Consider the following 19,406-nt stretch of genomic DNA (forward strand, 5'->3'; position numbering starts at 1 on the left):
TAGCGTCATGCTGGAGGGAATTATGGGCGATTCTGCTTACCTTAAGAAATACGTGGAGGACCATCCTAACAATAAAATGGCCTGGTATCTGCTAGGCAAGGAATATGAAGCAAGTGGTCAGGAAGGGAAAGCGCATTACTGCTATATTCAAGCCGGCAACATCTATGAAGCCTTTGAAGCCAGCAAGATGCCGTCGCCGGAGGAAGTGTTGCCCGGATATGAGGCGGGACTGGCGAAGGAGAAGCATCGGCGGCAGAAGCGGAGCGGATTTCTACGCAAGCTGGGTCTTGCTCTGCTGTTATTGCTGCTGATTCAAATTCCTTCCGCTCATGCGCCGGGGGAGCAGCGGGTAGTTCAGACCCCTCTGGCTCCCCAGAAGGTAGAAACTCCAACCGACGAGCCAGAGACGGTTGTGGATTCGCCTGAAATGGACAAGCCAATTGCTCCACCGGTTGCTATTCGTGGTCCGGTATTTACTGCTGCGGGGTATGGAGGGGGAAGTGAAAAGCGGCAGCAGGCGGGATTGTCCAGCTTGCTGGCTTTGCGGCAGCAGATCGGTGCCAGCTTGCCTTATGCGGTAGTGCTTGGCATGGAGCCCTTGGAGGATTATCTGGTATGGACCAAAAACATGCCGGTTGTCGTTGCTTTGGAAGAGGATGCGGGCAGCGGTCAGACAACATTGCAATCCTATGACCGAGAGGCTTGTCTCTGTACGCCGCCAGACTCGTCGGAGCTGCAGGCTGCGGCGGCGGCATGGATTCCGGAGCAGGAATCACTTGGCGTGCTAAGATCGGCTATGCTCCATTACAAGCAGGCGAAGGGGCAGTGGCCGGAAAGTCTGGAGACCTTGGCCGGTTCTTATCCCAACAACTGGATTGCCGGTACAGATGAAGTGATGGAGCAGGCCTTTAAACCGCTGCTAGCTCAGCTTGGCCGCTCCCCTTCTGTGAAAGGGGATGCTGTAGCGGATGAAGGAGCTTCAGCCATATTGGCTAGCGGTATGGCTCCCGGGCAGCCGCCGTATTTCAGCGAACCGCTTGAAATTATAGTGGATACGGACAATTACAAATTGGCCGTCATCAGCGGCGATAAGCTGATTCGCAGCTACACGGTGGGTTTGGGTGGAGAACGTACGCCAGAGGGCACCTATGCTATTTCGGAGAAGGTGGTAAATCCGAATGGAAGAGATAACGGGGAGTTCGGGAGCCGTGGCATGCAACTGTCGGATACCAATTATGCGATACATGGGACGAATGAGCCGGATAGCATCGGCAAGGATGAGTCGCTGGGATGCATACGAATGACCAGGAAGGATGTAGAGGAGTTATTTGATCTGGTGACGAAGGGAACGAAGGTGACGATCGGGAAGGGGATTTTACCGACGCTGGAGAGCGTCCCGAAGGAGCGTTTCACCCTGGGGCACAGACAGGATCAGACCAATCCCCACCGTACTTACCGCTGGTTGGATTAAACGGGAACTTAGGTGACAAGCAGAAGGACGACGGTGACAACAATCAGGACGCTGATGATAGACATGGACCAGATTAGCGCCTTTTTGTTGACTTCGTCCTTTTTGTGCTGGAGTGCAGGCGGCTTACGTTTTGCAGACATATTGCATTCCCCTCTCTAACTCTGTGAAATCCAAATAGAGAACTCTCTCTTTACATTGTAACTGCTTTCATTTTGGAATGCCATCCCTGGGTTTGGTGATTTGCTTTGCCGGGAGGTTAAACTTTTCTTTTGAAGCAGAAACAGCTAAACTGGTAATAGTAAAATAAGGCAAGTGCAGGGAACGGAGTTGAATGAGAAGACGTGTTGTACCGCTTATTAGGAAAGCCGCTATTCTTCCGGATGGACCCGGAAAAAGCGCATCATCTGGTTATTGATGGATTACATATTGCTGGCCGCATTCCTGGTGGAGTGTCCTTGTTGCGCGGGATGTACGGCGTGAAGGAAACGCCGGAACTGGCTATGGATTTATTTGGACTACATTTTCCTTCTCCGGTGGGCCTGGCTGCCGGTCTTGATAAAAATGCCGATGCGGTACCCGGCTTTTCAGCGATAGGGTTTGGCTTCATGGAGGTCGGAACAGTGACTCCGGTAGGTCAACCCGGCAATGAGCAGCCCCGGTTGTTCAGACTCCCGCCTGATGAGGCGTTGATCAATCGGATGGGATTCAACAATCAGGGAGCTGAGGCGATGGCGGGACGGCTTCAAGCTCTTGGGGCGCGCCCGATTCCGATTGCTGTTAACATCGGCAAAAACAAGGTTACGCCTAATGAGCAAGCCTTTCAGGATTATGAGAAGTGTATCTCCGCTTTGTATCCTTATGCGGACTTCTTCGTCGTGAACATCAGTTCACCGAATACGCCGGATTTGCGTAAATTGCAGCATGGCAGCGAACTGGCTTCATTGCTGGCAGCGGTGGTCCGTCAGATGGAGAGTGAAGCGAAGCGCCATGGCCGGGCGAAGGCAGTGCTGGTCAAGATTGCTCCCGATGTAAGCGACGACGAGCTGGAATTCATGATCGATACCATTCAAAGCAGCGGGGTATCCGGATTGATTGCTACGAATACTACGCTGTCTCGCGGAGGCATTAACCATGAGCATGCTAAAGAGACCGGAGGGCTCAGCGGCCGTCCGCTCGCGGCCAGATCTACAGAGATCATCTCCAGGGTCTATCGGCAAACAGGTGGCCATTTGCCGATCATCGGCTCCGGCGGTATCTTTACCGCTGAGGATGCCTACGAGAAAATACGTGCCGGCGCAAGCCTGGTAGAAATATATACAGCGATGATCTATGAAGGACCGGAAATTAACCGCAAGCTCCACCGCGGGCTTCAGGAGCTGCTGCGGCGGGACGGGTTCAAGCATATTTCGGAGGCGATTGGAGCGTCGCACCGTTAACGGGCTATTTTAGCCTTTGTATAATGACAGGAGGCACAAGGATGGATAGTAGGGATTGGAAAACATTTTTGCTTCCGTACGAACAAGCCGTTGAAGAGTTGAAGGTTAAATTTAAAACGATGCGCTCCGAGTTGAAGAAACGGGAAGAGTATGCCCCCATCGAATTTGTGACCGGCAGGGTCAAGAAAATATCCAGCATTCTGGACAAGGCGAAGCGGCTGGATGTATCGCTTGATGATCTGGAGACCGGTATCGAGGATATTGCGGGAATTCGCATCATGTGCCAGTTTGTGGAGGATATCCGCCGGGTAGCGGAATATATTCGCATGCGCAAGGACCTCAACGTACTGTACGAGAAGGACTATATTACGAATTACAAGGAGAGTGGCTATCGCAGCTTCCATATGATTGTCGAGTATCCGGTACAAACCGCGCTCGGACAAAAGGTTGTGCTGGCCGAAATCCAAATTCGTACGTTGGCGATGAATTTCTGGGCCACCATCGAGCATTCCCTGAACTATAAGTATCGGGAGAGTCTGCCGGATGAAATGCGCAAACGGCTGAAGAAGGCGGCGGAGGCAGCCTTTGTGCTCGATAATGAAATGTCCAGCATCCGCCAGGAAATCTTGATCTCGCAGAAGAGCTTCGAGGATGATGCCAACATTGTATCAACGCTGCTTGCAGCGATTCACCAGCTTTACTTCTATCACTTGGTCTCGGAGGCCATCGATGCCCAGCGTCGGTTCAATGAATTGTGGGAAGCGAAGGACTTTGAAGGTATCAAGGATTTGCTGGTGGGCGTCAAGGGGCTGATCAGGCAATACAAGAAGGTGGAGGAGCCCGGCGATGAGCTATGAGCCGCTTTATGTGGCCTATCTCGTATATTTCAATCGGGACAGGGATTATTTTGAATGCCATGAGGTGCTTGAGGAGTTATGGTTGGAACAGGGCTATGACCCATTCTATAAAGGCTTGCTTCAAGTGGCCGTTGGCTTGTTCCATGCGCGGCGAGGCAATCGGCTTGGGGGCATGAAGATGTTATCTTCTGCTCTGGAGCGGCTTGCCCCGTATCCTGAACATGCACTTGGCATCGATCTGGGGCAATTGCGCCAGGATGCGACGTTGTATGTTAAGCAGCTTGCGGATGAGGCAGGTACGCCTTTCAAGTATTATGATTTAACGATCCGGGTGCTGGATGCGGAGCTGGCAGAGGCCGTGGAGCGGACTGCAGCGCAGCTCGTTCCTAACCATCCGCAGCAACAGAAGCCCCAGCGCGGGCCTAAGCACAAGGAGCGGCTGCTTAAGCTGGAGCAGAGAAAGACAGGACCACAAAGCGAATAACGGTTCGCCTCTCCTAACTTGGGGAGGTGTTTTTTTCATAAAATTCGCAAATACCGGATCCGGGGGCTGCTGTGGTACAATAGCATTGCTTTTTACTGAAGATTTCTTATACACTGCACAGAATGGATGGTACAAACATGGCGATACAACTGCCGATTGTATTTGTGGAACGGATGCGGGAGCTGCTGGGGGAGGAGTTTGCGGCCTTTCTTGCCTCTTACGAGGAGCCGCGTTATGCCGGAATACGCATGAATGCACTTAAGATTGGGGAGGCGGCGTTCCGGGAGTGGATTCCTTATGAGCTAAGACCGATTCCTTGGTGCGAAACAGGCTATTACGTAGATGAGGGGATCAAGCCCGGGAAGCATCCTTATTACCATGCCGGACTGTATTATATACAAGAACCTAGTGCCATGGCACCTGTGGAGCTATTGCAGGTCGCAAGCGGAGATCGGGTGCTGGATTTGTGCGCGGCTCCGGGCGGGAAATCCACGCAAATCGCCGGTAAGCTGCAAGGTACAGGTGTGCTTGTAACGAATGATGTCCATGCGGAGCGAACGAAAGCGCTGGCCAAAAATATTGAGCTAAGCGGAGTGCGGAATGCGGTTGTGCTAAACGAGTCGCCAGAGCGGATTGCCAAGTTCTTTCCTCATTTCTTCGATAAAATCCTGATCGATGCCCCATGCTCGGGGGAAGGAATGTTCCGCAAGGATGAGGACATGGCTCGCTTGTGGGAACCGGATTGGACCTTGAAGTATGCCGGCATGCAGCGAGAAATTCTAAGCTCGGCGGCTGCGATGTTGGCTCCGGGTGGTCGAATTGTCTATTCCACTTGTACGTTCGCACCGGAAGAGAACGAGATGATGATTGCTGAGTTCCTGCTGTCTCATCCGGAATTTCAAGTAATCCCTTTGGCCAGAGACAGCGGCATTGCGCCGGGACGGCCGGATTGGCTGGGCAGACAGGAGAATGGACAAGCCTTCCCGCTTGATGTGGCCAGGCAGACTGCGGGCTGCGGTCGGCTTTGGCCACATCAGGCAGCAGGGGAGGGACATTTCTTTGCGGTGCTGGAACGGATCGAAGGCAGAGAACGGCTGATCAAGGCTGAAAAGACAATCAACATCACGGAAGAGGATGAGGTGCAGACAAGTACGCGAGGGAGAAGAACGCCCCGTCCTGTGCGCCGGTCGCGGCATGCGGCCGGCGCACAGGACGGGAGCGATCGCCACCAAGTGAATGAACAGGACGTGCTGGAGAGCTGGTACGGGTTTGCCCGGGAGCAGCTTGCGGCATCGCTAACCGGAGAACCTTTATTATATGGTGGAAATGTGTATTTGTCCCCACTGACCAAGGAGCGCCTTAATGGGCTTAAGGTCGTCAGACCTGGCTGGTATGTCGGTACGGCCAAAAGCGGTCGCTTTATTCCGGGTCATCCGCTGGCTACAGCACTACGTATAGAAGAAGCCGTGCGGGTACTCAATCTATCGGGAGAGGCCGACGAGGCTGTGCGTTACTTGAAGGGGGAGACACTCGCGGTGGAGGCGGAACGAATTCAATGCCGCGAAGGAGTTGGCTTGAAGGGCTATACCTTGGTTGCAGTGGACGGATACGCACTGGGTTGGAGTAAATGGCAGGACGGGTTGTTGAAGAATGAATATCCTGCCGGGTGGAGGTGGACGTAAGCATGAGCGGCGGCAAGAAAACGCAACGATTGGATAAGATTTTGGCCCATCTTGGTTATGGTACCAGGTCGGAGCTAAAGAAGCTGATCAAGCAAGGCAGGGTCACATGTGGAGGCAAGGTAGTTAAGGATAGCGGACTGCAATGCGACCCCCATGCGGATGTGATCGAATTGGATGGGGAACGGATTTTCTACCGTGAATTTGTTTATCTGATGCTGCACAAGCCGCCGGGAGTCATTTCGGCTACTGAGGATACTCGGGAGCGCACGGTGGTGGACTTGTTGCCGGTGGACTTTCAGGTGTTCTCCCCGTTTCCCGTCGGGCGGCTTGATAAGGACACCGAGGGATTGCTGCTGTTAACGAATGACGGGCAGTTGGCTCATGAATTGTTATCTCCCCGCAAGCATGTGCCCAAAACGTATGAGGCTCATGTGCTAGGACATGTTGGAGATTCGGAGGCAATCCGGTTTCGGCAAGGTGTTACACTGGACGATGGTTATACCACCTTGCCTGCTGAATTGGACGTATTGGAGCATAACACAGCGGGGGATGGTGTGCGGAGTTCGCGAATCCGGCTTACGATTTCAGAAGGGAAATTCCATCAGGTTAAGCGAATGTTCGAGGCGGTAGGCTCACAGGTTACCTATCTGAAGCGCTTGTCGATGGGACCGCTTGTGCTGGACGAGGCTTTGCCTCTGGGAGACTTTCGCGAATTGACCGCAGAGGAACTGGAGGCGCTGGGTACTTACAGAAGTGTTGCCAAAAGGCAGCCACTAACGAAGGATACCCTTGCGGGAAACCGAGGGCTTTGATAGGGTTGTAGTAAGAATAGAGATATATAAGATCAACCAAATACACCTAAGGAGACTGTGGAGATGAAATACAAGCTGATCGCTTTGGATGTAGACGGAACGCTGATTAACGATGCTCATGAGTTATCGCCGGGTACAGTGGAGACCATACGGGCCATCGCTGCCCAAGGTACGGAGTTTGTTCTGTGCACCGGACGGGCTCCGGGAAGCTCGATTCCCTATATGGAGCAATTGGAGCTGGACGGTTATGTCATTACGCATAATGGAGCGGCTACGGTAGATGTAAGGACCCGGGAGATCATCCATCAATTTGCTATGAATCCATTTGGACTGGAGCCTTATATGGATTATTGCCGCAAAAACAATGTACATTTTGATATCAATACGACCTTTGGCTTATTCGTTGAGAATTTGGCGGGGTTAAGTCAGGAAGCGCGGGATTTGTATCGTCAATTTATGGTCAATGCGCCGCAGGAACTGCCTCTTTGGGAGCAATTTACGGACCCTATCGTTAAATTTACGATTGCGGGAAGCATGGAGGAACTGGACCATGTATATTCGGAGTGGAGTCAGTGGACTCAGGAATTCAATATGCTGCGCAGCGGAGATTTCTTCATTGATCTGATGCATAAGGAGGCCTCCAAGGGAGCGGCGTTGCAGAAGTTAGCCGAGAAGCGGGGCATCCCTGCCGAGCAAGTGATGGCTATCGGGAATTACTATAATGATTTGACGATGCTCACCTATGCCGGATTAGGGGTTGCTATGGACAACTCTCCGCTGGATGTGAAGGCAGCGGCCGATGTGATTACAGCTTCCAATAATGAGGAAGGCGTAAAGCTGGCATTGCAGAAGTATTGTCTGGAGAGCTGTCCGCAATAACAGACCAATATTTCTAAGTGGCTGTACACCGTGGAGTTTGGCCGGCACGCAATGAGCATGTTTTTAGCCAAACGGCAAATTTATCGGGGAACAAGTTGATCCCTACGAAGGAAAAAGCTCCTGTGCGGAGTAAGGCGCAGGAGCTTTTTCCTTATTCTGTCGAAACTTTGCGATTATGGCGATACCAGATCAAGTACAAGCTTAATCCAAGCACGGTGACCAGTAGTCCTGCGGCAAAGCCTAAGCTTCTTGGCGACATGACTTCCAGCAGTAAGCCGCCAAAAAACATCGTGGCGCCCATAACTGCATTTTCGAGGGTAGCAAGTCCACCGAAGAACCGTCCCTGCCAGGCGGCCGGTATCAACTGCATCAGAACCGTTTCATTGCAGGCATTGCCTATACTGATAATGATAGCGGACAAGCTGAGTAGCAGCATCAACAGAAGGAATGAAGGGGTCTGGCTAATGATCGTTTGAATGATTCCTTCAAGCACCATAGCTGCAATTGCGGCCGTTCGCATATGTCCGGACATTTTGCCGGCGAGAGAGGAACCTGTTAGCATCCCCGCTCCCAGCGCTCCATAAAGCAGCCCAATACCGATGTCGCCCATTTTGAACACTTCGGAGGCATATACACTGATCAGTATATTAAAGATGCCGCTGCCGATCGGCCAAAGGGCAAAGGCGACAAGCATAATTCGCAGGAAGAAGGATTCAGACAAAAATCGCTTGCAATCGTTCCACCTTTCGGAGCGCGAAAGAGCCGAAGCTGCAGCGGGACTGACAATTGTGTCGGGTGGAGTTGCAGCGGATAGGCCCGTATTTTTCAGGCGAATCAGCAGCAGACCGGATATAAGAAATGACAAGGAATTGAGCACGAAGGCTGCGTCACTGCCAATTGTCGCTGCAACGATTCCTCCCGTTACAGATCCGCAGATTAGTACCAAGCCGATCATAGCTTGTTCAAGGCTATTAACTGCCAGCAGATTGTCTCGGTGTACTAGCCGGGGAATGAGTGACATACGAGCAGGGGCGTATAGTGCTTCTCCGGCGGATAGTGCAAACGAGCTTACATAGATGATCCAAACGTCGTCGGGTTCATGAACCAGCAGCGGGATTAAGGCGAACATACAGCGAATCAAGTCGGTAAATATCATGACCGTTTTCTTGGGAAATCGGTCAGCGAGCAGACCGCCGAAGGGCCCGAAGATCAGGTAGGGAAATAGCCGTACAGCAAAGTTGATGCCGATAGCAAGGCCTGACCCTGTCAAGGACAGCAGCAAGCCGAGTACAGCTACCTGACTGAATCGGTCGCCGATGCCGTTGATAAGACCAGCTAACAATAGTCTGCAGTACGGTTTTTCTTGCCGTAATATTCGCAGGGAAGACATGTGAACATACTCCTTTTTATAAATATTTTATATCTATCTAATTTAATGTATATCTAATTACTTGGCCAAAAAATGGACAATGGGCAGAACGCATTCCCATTGTCCGGCTTGCCAAAGAGAGGCAGATCAAGATAGACCTTTATCCCACATTTCCGGAGGATTCAGTTCATAAATGTTGTTTTCGCGATACATGAAATGATTCATAATCAGCTCGCGACGAAGCGTTGCAAAATCTTCATGGTAATGCAAAAGGTAGGCATTAAGCTCCTTTTCCAGATATTTGCGATGTGGCTCCAATCCCTTGACCAGATGCTCAAGCACGACCAGCTTCTTCTTCCTCTGAGCGGGCAGATGCTTTAACGCGCCATCTTTGTTGAAGAAGTTATTCAACACGGCTCCCTTCCATGAAGCCTCCGTATTTTTATCTTCGGCTGCCGGGAGCACCTTGCCGACGTTCAGAATTGCCTGGGCCTGCAGGGAGAGGCTTTTTTCGTTCAAATAGAAATAGATGGTGTTCTTGTCGCGCCGTTCATAGATTAAATCAGCTTCACGGAGCTTTGTCATATGGTGGGTAATCGTCGGAGGTGTTACTCCAAGCTTGCCAGCCAGCGCCTGCCCGTGAAGCGGGCCTTTCTGGAGAAGTGCAATGATCCGAATACGAGTTATATCCCCTAGCGATTTGTGAAATTTCACTAACAGGTCTAATTGCATCAACATCCCTCACTCAAATTAATTAGATACTCATTTAATTAGATGAGTGCATTATTTCATGGAATTGCCCTTATTGTCAATAGGGGCAGATTATTATTTTTGATTTCAGTTTCCACTGGGGGCTTCAACTTAGGAGAGATCGTGCTGAGGACAAAAAAATGAGCGGAAGAATCCCGAAGGATTCTAACCGCTTTCGAAGGCAATTCTTTAGAGTACAAAAGCGCGGGAAATGATTACGAGCAAGATGAACAGCACCAGAATGGCTCCTGTTGAAGTGAAGCCGCCTCCATAGATTTCACCCATTGTTAATCCTCCCTTACAGCAGTATAGGGTTCCCGTATTTCACGAGATACCGCATTGTATGTCGCCCGGCCGACCTTGGTCCGGGCTTTTGGCGGTTGGAGATAGAAACGGGCGGGACAAGTGTCTCATAGCTTGGCCCAGCTTGAGGCGCCGGTGAGACGAAGTCCCTTGGGCAGATGGTTCTTGAGCTGACCGCCGCTGGCTTTGCCCCAGCCAAGCGGGTAGGAGTTATCGCCGCAGGCGATGGCCACAAGGTGCCAGCCCCGCAGGTCCGGCGGGACCTCCAGGGTTTCGCCGTGCAGAAAGGAGGTAACGGCGGGGGAGCCTTCATCCAGCGTCCACAGGCGCGGGGCGGCTTCCTGAGCGCTCAGCGCCATCGCCAGCGCGTGAGCGGGCTGAAACCGGCCCTTGCGAACGTCGCCGAGATGAAGTCCGGCGCGGGGGAGCTTCAGGCCGATGAGGTGCTCTGGCGACAGCGACAGGCTGACGCTTGCCGGCAGCAGGTAGAGCGCTTCGCCGAACAAGAGCGGGGTGCCGCTGGCCGTTTGCTCGGACTGGAAGGCGGGAAGCTCCTCCGCAGCCCAGGCATGGAAGGACTCCCAGGCTGCAGCAGTGTTCCGGCCCGCCGGGCCGTCCTCACGGATCTGGCGAGGACGTCGCCCCTTGCTGCGCCCTTGAGTGCGTTTACCCTCCTGTGCAGAACCATGGCTATCCGCTGCTTTCTGTTCATCAGCGGTGCGGGTACGCTCGAGCAAGGCGACGTAGTGTCCTTCGCCTTGTTCCAGATGCGGCCATACGCGCTTCTCCGCCAGCAGGCGCAGGCAAGAATGCTCCGCCAGCAGCCGGGCAATCGTCTCCTCGTTCTCGCGGCGGTTGAAGGTGCAGGTCGAATAGGCCAGACGTCCTCCCGGCTTCAGCATCGCTACTGCGTCCTGCAAAATATCCCACTGACGAGCGGCGCACAATTCCACCGATGCTGGCGACCACTCGGCAATGGCCTCTGGATCTTTGCGGAACATGCCTTCCCCCGAGCAAGGGGCGTCCAGCATGATCCGGTCAAAGGCCAGCGGGAACCGTGCCGATAAGGCCTGCGGTGCTGCCTGGGTGACAATCGTATTGCGGATACCCAGGCGCTCCACGTTCTCCGCCAGAATTTTGGCCCGCTGCGGATGAATTTCATTGCTGATCAGCAGGCCCTGTCCGGCCAGCTTGGCGGCAATCTGGGTTGTTTTCCCCCCGGGGGCAGCGGCCAGATCAAGCACGGTATCGCCTGGCCGGGGGTCCAGCAGCTCTACGGCCGACATGGCGGAGGGCTCCTGTATATAGTACAGTCCGGCGGCATGATAGGGATGCCGTCCAGGTCTTGTCATCTCTTCATAGTAATATCCGTCAGAGCACCAGGGCACCTCGTGCAAGTCAAATAGCTCGGTAAGCTTGCGTGCTGCCTTGGACTCCGGAGCCACCTTCAATGTATTTAACCGCAGTCCATAAGTGCGGGAATCGTTATAGCTATCGAGAAAAGCCTTCGCGGACGCTGGACCAAGCATGGACTGCACAGCTTCCTTGAAGGCCTCCGGGAGTGGGGGATGAATCATGATTAATCAGAGCTCCTTCCAAAATAAGACGGCTACAAAAATCTACTCCAGCAGTGTACCATAATGCTTTTTATTCTCAAAAGGGGAATGGATGTTCCACCCTGGCTATGGCATAATGGAAAAAGAAGCAAATGTTGCGTATAATCTGGTTCAATTAGAACGACAAGCAAAGGAGAACCTCTATGAAATTGCTGCAGGCTTTATTTTTTCCGCCGGAACAGCCCGGGGGCGTATCTTCGATGATTCCTCATCTGCAAGACCGGTTCAAGCCTCCCCATTGGGAGATGGAATTATTCTCCTTGCCTAAGCGTATTCGCTCCAAGGGGAGTGATAATGTGAAATTTCATACCTTTGATTGGCAGCAATACGGGGAGAGCCCCATAGTCCAGAAATACGTTCAGACGTACCGCGATTACCTCTGGTGGACGAAGCTCAGAATCAAGCAGCCTTATGAACTGATCCACTCCCATCATCCGATTGCTGGACTGGCAATGAAGGAGGTATTCCCGGAAACCCCATTGGTGCAAAGCATTCACTCCAGTTATGAGAGGGAGTTGATTCTGAACGGACGGATCAAGGAGAACGGGCTGGAGCACCGCTTCCTGACCTCACTGTATGGGGAACTGGAGCACCGCACGGATCGCTTGTTTACTGTATCGCAGTCCTTTGCGGAGTATTTGGCCCCGTATGTGCAGCATCCCGAATCCATCGGTGTTATTCCCAACGGATTTGACGAGAAGCGATTCAAGCCCGTTCCTCACGAGAACGAGGTGGCTCAACTGGTGACAGTCTGCCGCCTGGTGCCGGCCAAAGGGTTGGATATTCTGCTGAATGCTTGTGCCGAACTGAAAGAGCGCGGTCATAACTATGTATTGCACATTATCGGGGATGGACCAATCCGCCAGGAATTGGAGCAATTGGCTCAAAAGCTAGGCATCTATGATGAGACTATTTTTTATGGATATACCTTGCATCCGGAGGAATTTATGCCTTTCTTTGATATCTTCGTGCTCCCTTCCCGGGCAGAGGCGTTCGGGTCCGTATTTGCTGAGGCGGCTCTTTGCAGTCTGGCGCTGGTCGGTACAGCGACAGGAGGAATTGCCGAGCAGATTGAGGATGGAATAAATGGCTTGCTGGTGCCGCCGGAGGACCCGTCTGCACTTGCCGTGGCCCTGGAGAAGGTCATTGTTGATCCGGACTACCGGTATCAACTGGCCCGCAGCGGGTCGGAGAAGGCAAAATCCCAATATTCACTCAACCGTGTAGTACATGAGCTGAAGACATTATACCTGCAATTCAAATAAGGGAGAGGTCTTTAAGAATGAACGCTTTTCGTTTTCTTCATGCGGCCGATCTGCATCTGGACACCCCGTTCTCCGGGATGTCCGGCGTGCCGGATCGGCTGCGTGCCCATTTAAGGGAATCTACCTTTGCGGCATTTGACCGCCTGATCGGACTAGCTATTGAGGAGGAAGTTGATTTTGTCGTCATTAGCGGGGATATTTACGATGCGGCTGATTCCTCGCTGCGGGCGCAGCTCCGACTAAGAGAAGGCTGGGACAAGCTGGGGAAGCATGGTATTCCGGTCTATTTCATCCGGGGCAATCACGATCCCTTGTCCAGTCGGCGCTTGCGGCTCGCCTTGCCCCCGCATGTCAAGGAGTTCGGTGGCCAGGTCGAGAGTACAACCGCCGTCCGCCGCAAGGACGGCCAGCCCGTGGCGATCGTGACCGGCGTCTCGTATAAGACTGCGGCGGTGAGCGATAATCTGTCCTTGCAATACCACAGACAGCCGGGCTCATCGCTGTATCATATCGCCCTCCTGCATGGAAACGTAGAGGGTCAGGAAGGGCATGATGCTTATGCTCCTTGCTCCCTGGCTGATCTGCAGGCCTCAGGATACGACTATTGGGCGCTGGGGCATATCCACAAACGGCAGGTCTTGTGCAAGGCTCCGTGGGTGGTCTATCCGGGCAACCTTCAGGGGCGGAGTCTGAAGGAAACCGGCCCTAAAGGCTGTTATATCGTTGATGTCAAGGACAATGGGGAGGCGGAGCTGTCATTTCGGAGGCTGGAGCAGGTATTATGGCTTGAGGTACAGCTCCCGATTGAGGGGCTGGACACGGAAGAAGCGTGGAAGACGCTCGTGGAGGAACGGTTAGATGAGCTTCGGGAAGAGGAAGCTGGCAAAATTACGGTGGTTCGCCTGGTGTTCACCGGGCGTGGATCGCTGCATGGCCTGCTGCAATCTGAAGAAGAGACGACGGAGCTATTGCAGGAATTGCGGCGTCAGGAAAGCCTCAGGCTGACAGAGCTGGAACCACACGCAGGTACATCTGCCTTGTCGGGAGGGATTGTGTGGCCGGCGAGTCTGCGAGTAGAGACTGGAGCAGAACTGGACCGAGATCAGCTGCTGTCCGAGGATAGCTTCCTGGGCGAGTTGCTCAGGTTAGGGGACAAGGCTGCCGGCGATGCCGAATTGCTGAGCGAGATTACCGCGCAGGCCTTGGCGGACTTGGAGGGGCATCGTCAGCTTCGTCGCCACATGAAAGAGCTGGGGCTGCCGGACAAGGCGGATTTGCTGCGTCGTGCGGAGGAGATGGCTGCCACCTTGCTGGCGGAAGAAGAAGCGGAGGGGAGGCTGCCATCATGAAGCTGGAGCGCATGCAGATCCGCGGCTTTGGCCGCCTGAACGGGCTGGAGATCGAGCTGCCGGGCCCTATCACGGTACTGCATGGTCCAAATGAAGCGGGGAAAAGCACTTTGCTTGGCTTCGTTCGGGCCATGCTGTTTGGCATCCCCTCGCGTTCACAGGCGGCGGAGCGTTACGAGCCGCTGCAAGGCGGTGTTCACGGAGGTGCGTTGACCCTTGTATCGGAAGACGGCAGCCGCTGGATGATCGAACGTTATACCCAGCCACCGGAAGGCCGGAATTTGCCAGGGACGAGGGGGGACCGTTTGCGAATTACTCGCAGCGACGAGAATGGACAAGTCCGTGAGGTTACACAGGAACAAATGCAACGGGAATTGCTAGGCGGTATGTCCAAGGCGATGTTCAGGCAATTGTTCGCCGTGTCGCTCACGGAATTGCAGGAGGTTGGCGCGTTGCAGTCCGGGGAGCTGAGCCGCTATTTGTTCCATGCCGGAATCGGCGGGGGGGCAGCGGTGCTCCGCGGTGAGAAGAAGCTCGTTCAGGAGATGGACAAGCTGTATCGCCCGCGTGGACGGACGCAGGAGATCGCAAAGCTGCTTCAAGAGCTGGAGCGGCTGGAGCGTGAAGCGGAGGCAGCGAAAGCACTGCTGCCTCGTTACAACGATGTGCTGGAGGAACTGGAGGTTTTGGCAGGGCAGCTTGCCGATAACAAGGCTGAGCGTAAACGGTTAAGCCTGGAAACGGCAAGATGGTCCAAGGCGGTGAGCGTCCGGGCGGACTGGCTGCATAGGCAGGCCCTTCGGGCTGAGCTTGCGGCATTGCCAGAAGTTGCCCGCTTCCCCGGTCAAGGAGCTGCGCGGTGGCAAGCCCTGCAAGCGGAACGAGAGCGCCTGCAACTGGAGCAAAATGAATGGGCGCGGCGGCGGAAGACGCTGCTCGCGGAGCAGGCCCGGCATGTTCCGGATGAGCGGGTGCTGGCGCAGGAGCCTGTGCTGCGCCAACTGGCTGCTCGTCTGCCGGGGTATGAAGCCGGGCAAGCGGAGCTGGCCAAGCTGGAGGCGGAATCCGCCCAGCTTGAGGCCCGGCTTGGTGAATGTTTGCGCAGCATTCATCCGGATTGGCGGACGCGGGACCTGCGCGGCTTCGCCGGGACGGTTGGCGAACGGGAAAGCGTTCGCCGCTTTCAATCCCGGTTCACGTCGTACGACCGGGAGATGGAGCTGCTGCGCAGCGAGCGCTACAAGCTGGAGCGGGCTGCGGCGAATGCAGAGGCTGCTCACGAGGCCGCGGCTGCGCGGCTGCGGGACAGCGCAGCGCAAGGGAGGCAGCAATTCGCGATGCTCGTGCCAGAGCAGCCCAGCGAGGTCCGCGTGTTGTGGAACGAGCTGCGTGCAGCGCTCGACCGCTGGCGCGGGCAGGCATCAGCGCGGCAGCAGGCTCAACGCGATGCCGAGGTAGAGGCGCTCGCTCATGCGCAGGTGCGGGGGCTGAGCCGCCGCCTGCTGGCAGCCAGCTCCGCGCTGACGCTGGGCTTGCCCGCCGTGTTGTGGCTGACGGCGGATTCTCCGTGGAGCGCCGTGTTTGCCGGCGCTCTGTTGCTTGGCCTGGACGCCTATTTGGCCGTCCTGGCCTTCCGGGGCCGCCCCGCGGCGGGGCGGCCCGCTGCCAGCGGGCGCAGCGGAGGAGCAGGTCCTCGCCCGGACGGACGCCGGCCCCGGCGACCCGGCGTGGCGGAGGACGGTGCCGAGACGAGCCTGGCCGAGCTGTTGGCCCGGCTGATTCGCCACCCGTATACCGCCGCCGGCGGGGTTGCCTCCCGCGCTGACGCGAAGCCGCCCGGCCCGGTCAATTGGGACGAGGAAGAGCGGCAGTTGCGCCGCTTGATGGAGGAATGGCTGCTGTGGGAGCAGCGGCATACGGCACTGGAGAGTGAAGCGGAGTTAACGCTTGTCAGGATGACCGCCGCTAAGGATGAACTGCAGGCCATGGAGCGTGAATTGGCCCGGCGAGAAGAAGTCTTTGGCCAGCTTGCCGGGGAATGGGAAGAGTGGCTTGCCGAGCGACGGTTGTCTGTAAGCCTGTCGCCTGAAGCAGCGCTGGAGGTGTTCCGTCTGGCCGAGCACGGCCGGGAGCTGCTTGGCCGATATGATGCCTTGACGGAGAAGTGCGCCGGGCTTCAGGAGCAGAACGAGCGGTTTGAACAGGAATGCTGTGTTATATTCCAGTCGTCGGGAGTCGTGCAGGACGAGGAAGCTGTCCCTGATGAGCAGCAATTCCGCAAGGACGAATTACAGCCCGGGGGGCAAGGAAGTACGCCTTCCCATATCCTGCACCGGGCGCTGGAGCAATTGGAGCGGGAGCTTGTCCACAAGCGAGACCATGATCAGCTAGGAACTGCATTGCTGTCCGTCGAGGAGGAAGGACGGCGGCTGGAGGATCGTATGCAGCAGGTTTTACATTCGGAGCGGACGCTTTTAGCGGAGGCTGGGGCTCATTCCGGCGAGGAATTTCTGCGTCTCGGAGCGGCTGTGGAACGCCGCCAAGCGTTGGAACGCGAATTACGGCAATCCGAGTTGGTATTGTTCGCCGGGCTTGATGAGCGCAGGTCTGACGAACTGGAGCAATTGCTGCGAGGAGCGGATGAGACGGAATTGATACAGCAATTGGAAGGGGCCGAGCAAGCCTTGAAGCTGGCGGAGCGTAGCGGACAGGAGCTGCAAGAGAAGCGAGGCCGTCTGTTGCAGGAGCAAGAAAGCCTGGAAGTGCGCTGCCGGCAGGAGGATTTGCAGCAGCAGCTCGCCGAACAGCGGGCGTTATTTACCGAGGTGCTGGACCGGTACGCAGTCATGGCGGTGTGTCATGAATTAATTGGACGTACCCGCCGGGTGTACGAGGAGGAACGCCAGCCCGCAGTGTTACAGGCAGCTTCGGAATTTTTCACCCAAATGACGGACGGGGTGTATAAGAAAATTTTCATGAAAATAGGCAGTCAGGAGCTGATGGCCGAACATACCGTGCATGGACCGCTGGACAGTGCCTTGTTAAGCCGGGGAACAGCCGAGCAGTTATATTTGGCGATGCGGTTGGCCTTATCCGGAGCAGTTGCCGGACGGAGCAGCTTGCCGCTGTTGCTGGATGATCTGTTCGTTAACTTTGATGCCGTTCGGTTGGAAGGAGCGCTGTCCGTGTTGCGGGAGGTGGCCAATCGCCAGCAGGTTGTCATGATGACCTGCCATGAGCATGTTGTGGAGCGGATCCAAGCAACGATGCCCGCAGCGAACATCGTCAGGTTATAAGGAAGATAGATCATTCTAAAGACGCGAAGGCTCCTTTCTCCGGTACAGGCCAAGCATCAGTGCCCAGAACAGGCTGAATAGACCGAATACGGGATACAGTACGGTGAGCAGGGAGCTGAAGCCAAATTGACTGGTCACATAGCAGATGCATAAAATCGTCACGGAGATGAGCGTTGGGGGGACCTTGATGCGTTGCTGTAATTGCAAGGTGACCCCGTATACATCGGCGACAAAGGTGCTGAATATTTCCATAAAAATCAGCAGCACATAAATAAGCTGAATGACTGTTCCAAGCTGCAGTGCAATGGTGCCCATTGGAATTTCGTATTGAACGATCCCTGGCATATAGGCGGATAAAGCAAAATGGCCGGCCATCAGCATGAAGCCGACACCTGCACCTCCAAGCACTCCCCCAAGCACAACGACACGGCGATTCTCGGTGTGACTTCCGATGGGAACAAGCACGGCTTGGGCCATCGACAGGTTGAAGGCGGAATACATGAGCGGTGCGGCCCATGCGGCCACCAGGTTACTGTCGGTGTCCAGAGTGAGGAACCTTGTCGCTCCCGGCGATCCGATAGTATTGAGGATGATGGCAAGTGAAAGGATCAGCATCATGGGTACCACCACGGAATTAAGCTGAAGAACCCCCTGAATGCCTCTGCCCAACAGCAAGTAGGTGCAGATCAGGGTGATCCACAGGCCTGTCTGATAATGGAGCCCCAAATGCTCCATGAAGACGGAACCGGCCCCGGCCAGCATTACGCTGTTCACGCCGATCAGGACAATCAAGGTGAACAGGCTTAGCGTCCTGCCGATGCGTTCGCCAAACAGCTTGCGGTTCAAGTCCTCGTAGGATACAGCCTTGATGTCGTGAGCGAGCAGCATCATTTTGGTCCCCAACCAGATAAACAGGACCGTGGAGAGCATGATTGTCAATCCTCCCCATTTGCCGTATCTGGTGAAAAATTGCAGGATTTCTTGTCCCGTCGCAAAGCCTGCTCCAACGACGGTACCGATATAAGTGAACGCAATTTGCAGAATTTTAACGGTATTTTTCATGGTTTTCCCCCCGACTCTTGTGCTATATATAGTACAAGGTATGTTGTCCAGGAACGGGACATGACTTAAAACCTGTAGCGATAGCTGAACAAGCCAGCCATCCGGCATAAAGTATGGCCTGATGCCCTGACTTGTCTGAGCTTTCGCTATAGAGAAATGATCTTTGGAGGAAAAGGGATGGAGTTATTAAAACAAAAGATCGCCCAGCAAGGCGTCATTGTTTCGGACCAGGTACTAAAATTGGACGGATTGATCAATCATCAGGTAGACCCTGAGCTTACGATGCAGATGGGAAAAGAGTTTGCCAAACGCTTTGCAGATGACGGAGTAACCCGGGTTATCACAGTGGAGTCATCTGGGATCGCCGTAGCATTTGCGACAGCTTATGAAATGGGTGTGCCGCTAGTCTTTGCCCGGCGAAAGAAGACGCTGCTGGCAGAAGCGGACATGCTATGCGAGCGGGTGCCTTCATTCACCAAAGGCATTGTTACGGATATTCTGGTGTCACGAGAATTCATTGCGGAGAGCGATAAAGTGCTGTTCATCGATGACATTATCGCCAACGGCGACGCTGCGCGTGGGCTGATCAAGATTATTAACCGTGCCGGCGCCGAGTTGGTGGGAGCAGGCATTGTTATAGAGAAATGTTTTCAGCCGGGTGCTCAGGCGATTCGGGATCAGGGAATCAGGTTGGAAACTTTGGCGCGCATTGCTTCGCTGGAGGGCGGGCAAATTACGTTTGCCGATTAAGGAACAACGGGTACAGGAAAAACCG

General features: G+C 54.5%; 17 protein-coding genes. 11 read left to right on the forward strand and 6 right to left on the reverse strand.

Annotation, left to right across the window (positions count from 1 at the left end; all coding sequences use genetic code 11):
• Positions 1 to 22: 22 nt before the first annotated feature.
• Positions 23 to 1,471, forward strand: a complete 1,449-nt coding sequence (locus C557_RS0103795; protein WP_018750496.1) for a L,D-transpeptidase — start codon at positions 23 to 25, stop codon at positions 1,469 to 1,471.
• A gap of 8 nt (positions 1,472 to 1,479) precedes the next feature.
• Here C557_RS0103795 and C557_RS25545 read toward each other — a convergent pair whose 3' ends face one another.
• Entirely contained in the window at positions 1,480 to 1,611 is a 132-nt protein-coding gene (locus C557_RS25545; protein WP_018750497.1) for a hypothetical protein, read from the reverse strand.
• A gap of 201 nt (positions 1,612 to 1,812) precedes the next feature.
• Here C557_RS25545 and C557_RS0103805 point away from each other — a divergent pair, with 201 nt between their 5' ends.
• From C557_RS0103805 to C557_RS0103830, 6 genes are all read left to right on the forward strand, one after another.
• Entirely contained in the window at positions 1,813 to 2,907 is a 1,095-nt protein-coding gene (locus C557_RS0103805) for a quinone-dependent dihydroorotate dehydrogenase (protein WP_026263282.1), read from the forward strand.
• 41 nt (positions 2,908 to 2,948) lie between these two features.
• Entirely contained in the window at positions 2,949 to 3,764 is an 816-nt protein-coding gene (gene yjbM, locus C557_RS0103810; RefSeq protein ID WP_018750499.1) for a GTP diphosphokinase, read from the forward strand.
• Positions 3,754 to 4,248 (forward strand): DUF309 domain-containing protein, encoded by a 495-nt coding sequence (locus tag C557_RS0103815; protein WP_018750500.1) that lies wholly within the window; start codon positions 3,754 to 3,756, stop codon positions 4,246 to 4,248. Before yjbM ends, C557_RS0103815 begins: the two co-directional genes overlap by 11 nt.
• A 137-nt stretch (positions 4,249 to 4,385) precedes the next feature.
• Positions 4,386 to 5,930 carry an RsmB/NOP family class I SAM-dependent RNA methyltransferase gene (locus tag C557_RS0103820; RefSeq protein WP_018750501.1) on the forward strand — a complete coding sequence of 515 codons (1,545 nt, stop codon included), beginning with the start codon at positions 4,386 to 4,388 and terminating at the stop codon, positions 5,928 to 5,930.
• A gap of 2 nt (positions 5,931 to 5,932) precedes the next feature.
• Complete coding sequence (locus C557_RS0103825; RefSeq protein WP_018750502.1) at positions 5,933 to 6,742, forward strand: pseudouridine synthase; 810 nt, start codon at positions 5,933 to 5,935, stop codon at positions 6,740 to 6,742.
• Positions 6,743 to 6,805: 63 nt separating this feature from the next.
• Entirely contained in the window at positions 6,806 to 7,621 is an 816-nt protein-coding gene (locus C557_RS0103830; RefSeq protein ID WP_018750503.1) for a Cof-type HAD-IIB family hydrolase, read from the forward strand.
• A gap of 151 nt (positions 7,622 to 7,772) precedes the next feature.
• On the opposite strand, the gene C557_RS0103835 is transcribed toward C557_RS0103830, so the two are convergent.
• The 4 genes from C557_RS0103835 to C557_RS0103850 all read right to left on the reverse strand — a co-directional run bounded on the left by C557_RS0103835 (position 7,773) and on the right by C557_RS0103850 (position 11,620).
• A complete protein-coding gene (locus tag C557_RS0103835; RefSeq protein WP_018750504.1) occupies positions 7,773 to 9,011 on the reverse strand; it encodes an MFS transporter in 1,239 nt (412 codons plus the stop codon).
• A 126-nt stretch (positions 9,012 to 9,137) separates the two neighbouring features.
• Positions 9,138 to 9,722 (reverse strand): DUF2087 domain-containing protein, encoded by a 585-nt coding sequence (locus tag C557_RS0103840; RefSeq protein WP_018750505.1) that lies wholly within the window; start codon positions 9,720 to 9,722, stop codon positions 9,138 to 9,140.
• A gap of 207 nt (positions 9,723 to 9,929) precedes the next feature.
• The gene (locus C557_RS25240) at positions 9,930 to 10,025 is read right to left on the reverse strand and encodes a hypothetical protein (RefSeq protein ID WP_018750506.1); all 96 of its coding nucleotides are present in this window, start codon (positions 10,023 to 10,025) and stop codon (positions 9,930 to 9,932) included.
• A gap of 125 nt (positions 10,026 to 10,150) precedes the next feature.
• Positions 10,151 to 11,620 (reverse strand): RsmB/NOP family class I SAM-dependent RNA methyltransferase, encoded by a 1,470-nt coding sequence (locus tag C557_RS0103850; protein WP_018750507.1) that lies wholly within the window; start codon positions 11,618 to 11,620, stop codon positions 10,151 to 10,153.
• A 182-nt stretch (positions 11,621 to 11,802) separates the two neighbouring features.
• Between C557_RS0103850 and C557_RS0103855 the strand changes: the two genes are divergently transcribed.
• The 3 genes from C557_RS0103855 to C557_RS0103865 are packed head-to-tail and all read left to right on the forward strand — an operon-like array spanning position 11,803 to position 17,569.
• The gene (locus C557_RS0103855; RefSeq protein WP_018750508.1) at positions 11,803 to 12,924 is read left to right on the forward strand and encodes a glycosyltransferase family 4 protein; all 1,122 of its coding nucleotides are present in this window, start codon (positions 11,803 to 11,805) and stop codon (positions 12,922 to 12,924) included.
• 17 nt (positions 12,925 to 12,941) lie between these two features.
• Positions 12,942 to 14,273 (forward strand): metallophosphoesterase family protein, encoded by a 1,332-nt coding sequence (locus C557_RS0103860; RefSeq protein WP_018750509.1) that lies wholly within the window; start codon positions 12,942 to 12,944, stop codon positions 14,271 to 14,273.
• Positions 14,270 to 17,569 carry an AAA family ATPase gene (locus tag C557_RS0103865; protein WP_018750510.1) on the forward strand — a complete coding sequence of 1,100 codons (3,300 nt, stop codon included), beginning with the start codon at positions 14,270 to 14,272 and terminating at the stop codon, positions 17,567 to 17,569. Before C557_RS0103860 ends, C557_RS0103865 begins: the two co-directional genes overlap by 4 nt.
• 15 nt (positions 17,570 to 17,584) lie before the next feature.
• Here C557_RS0103865 and C557_RS0103870 read toward each other — a convergent pair whose 3' ends face one another.
• Positions 17,585 to 18,631 (reverse strand): YkvI family membrane protein, encoded by a 1,047-nt coding sequence (locus C557_RS0103870; RefSeq protein ID WP_018750511.1) that lies wholly within the window; start codon positions 18,629 to 18,631, stop codon positions 17,585 to 17,587.
• A 177-nt stretch (positions 18,632 to 18,808) separates the two neighbouring features.
• Between C557_RS0103870 and C557_RS0103875 the strand changes: the two genes are divergently transcribed.
• On the forward strand, positions 18,809 to 19,381 hold the full coding sequence (locus C557_RS0103875) for a xanthine phosphoribosyltransferase (RefSeq protein WP_018750512.1): 573 nt from the start codon (positions 18,809 to 18,811) through the stop codon (positions 19,379 to 19,381).
• The last annotated feature ends 25 nt before the right edge of the window (positions 19,382 to 19,406 follow it).

Source organism: Paenibacillus sanguinis 2301083 = DSM 16941, from assembly GCF_000374825.1.
Classification (GTDB): Bacteria; Bacillota; Bacilli; order Paenibacillales; family Paenibacillaceae; genus Fontibacillus; species Fontibacillus sanguinis.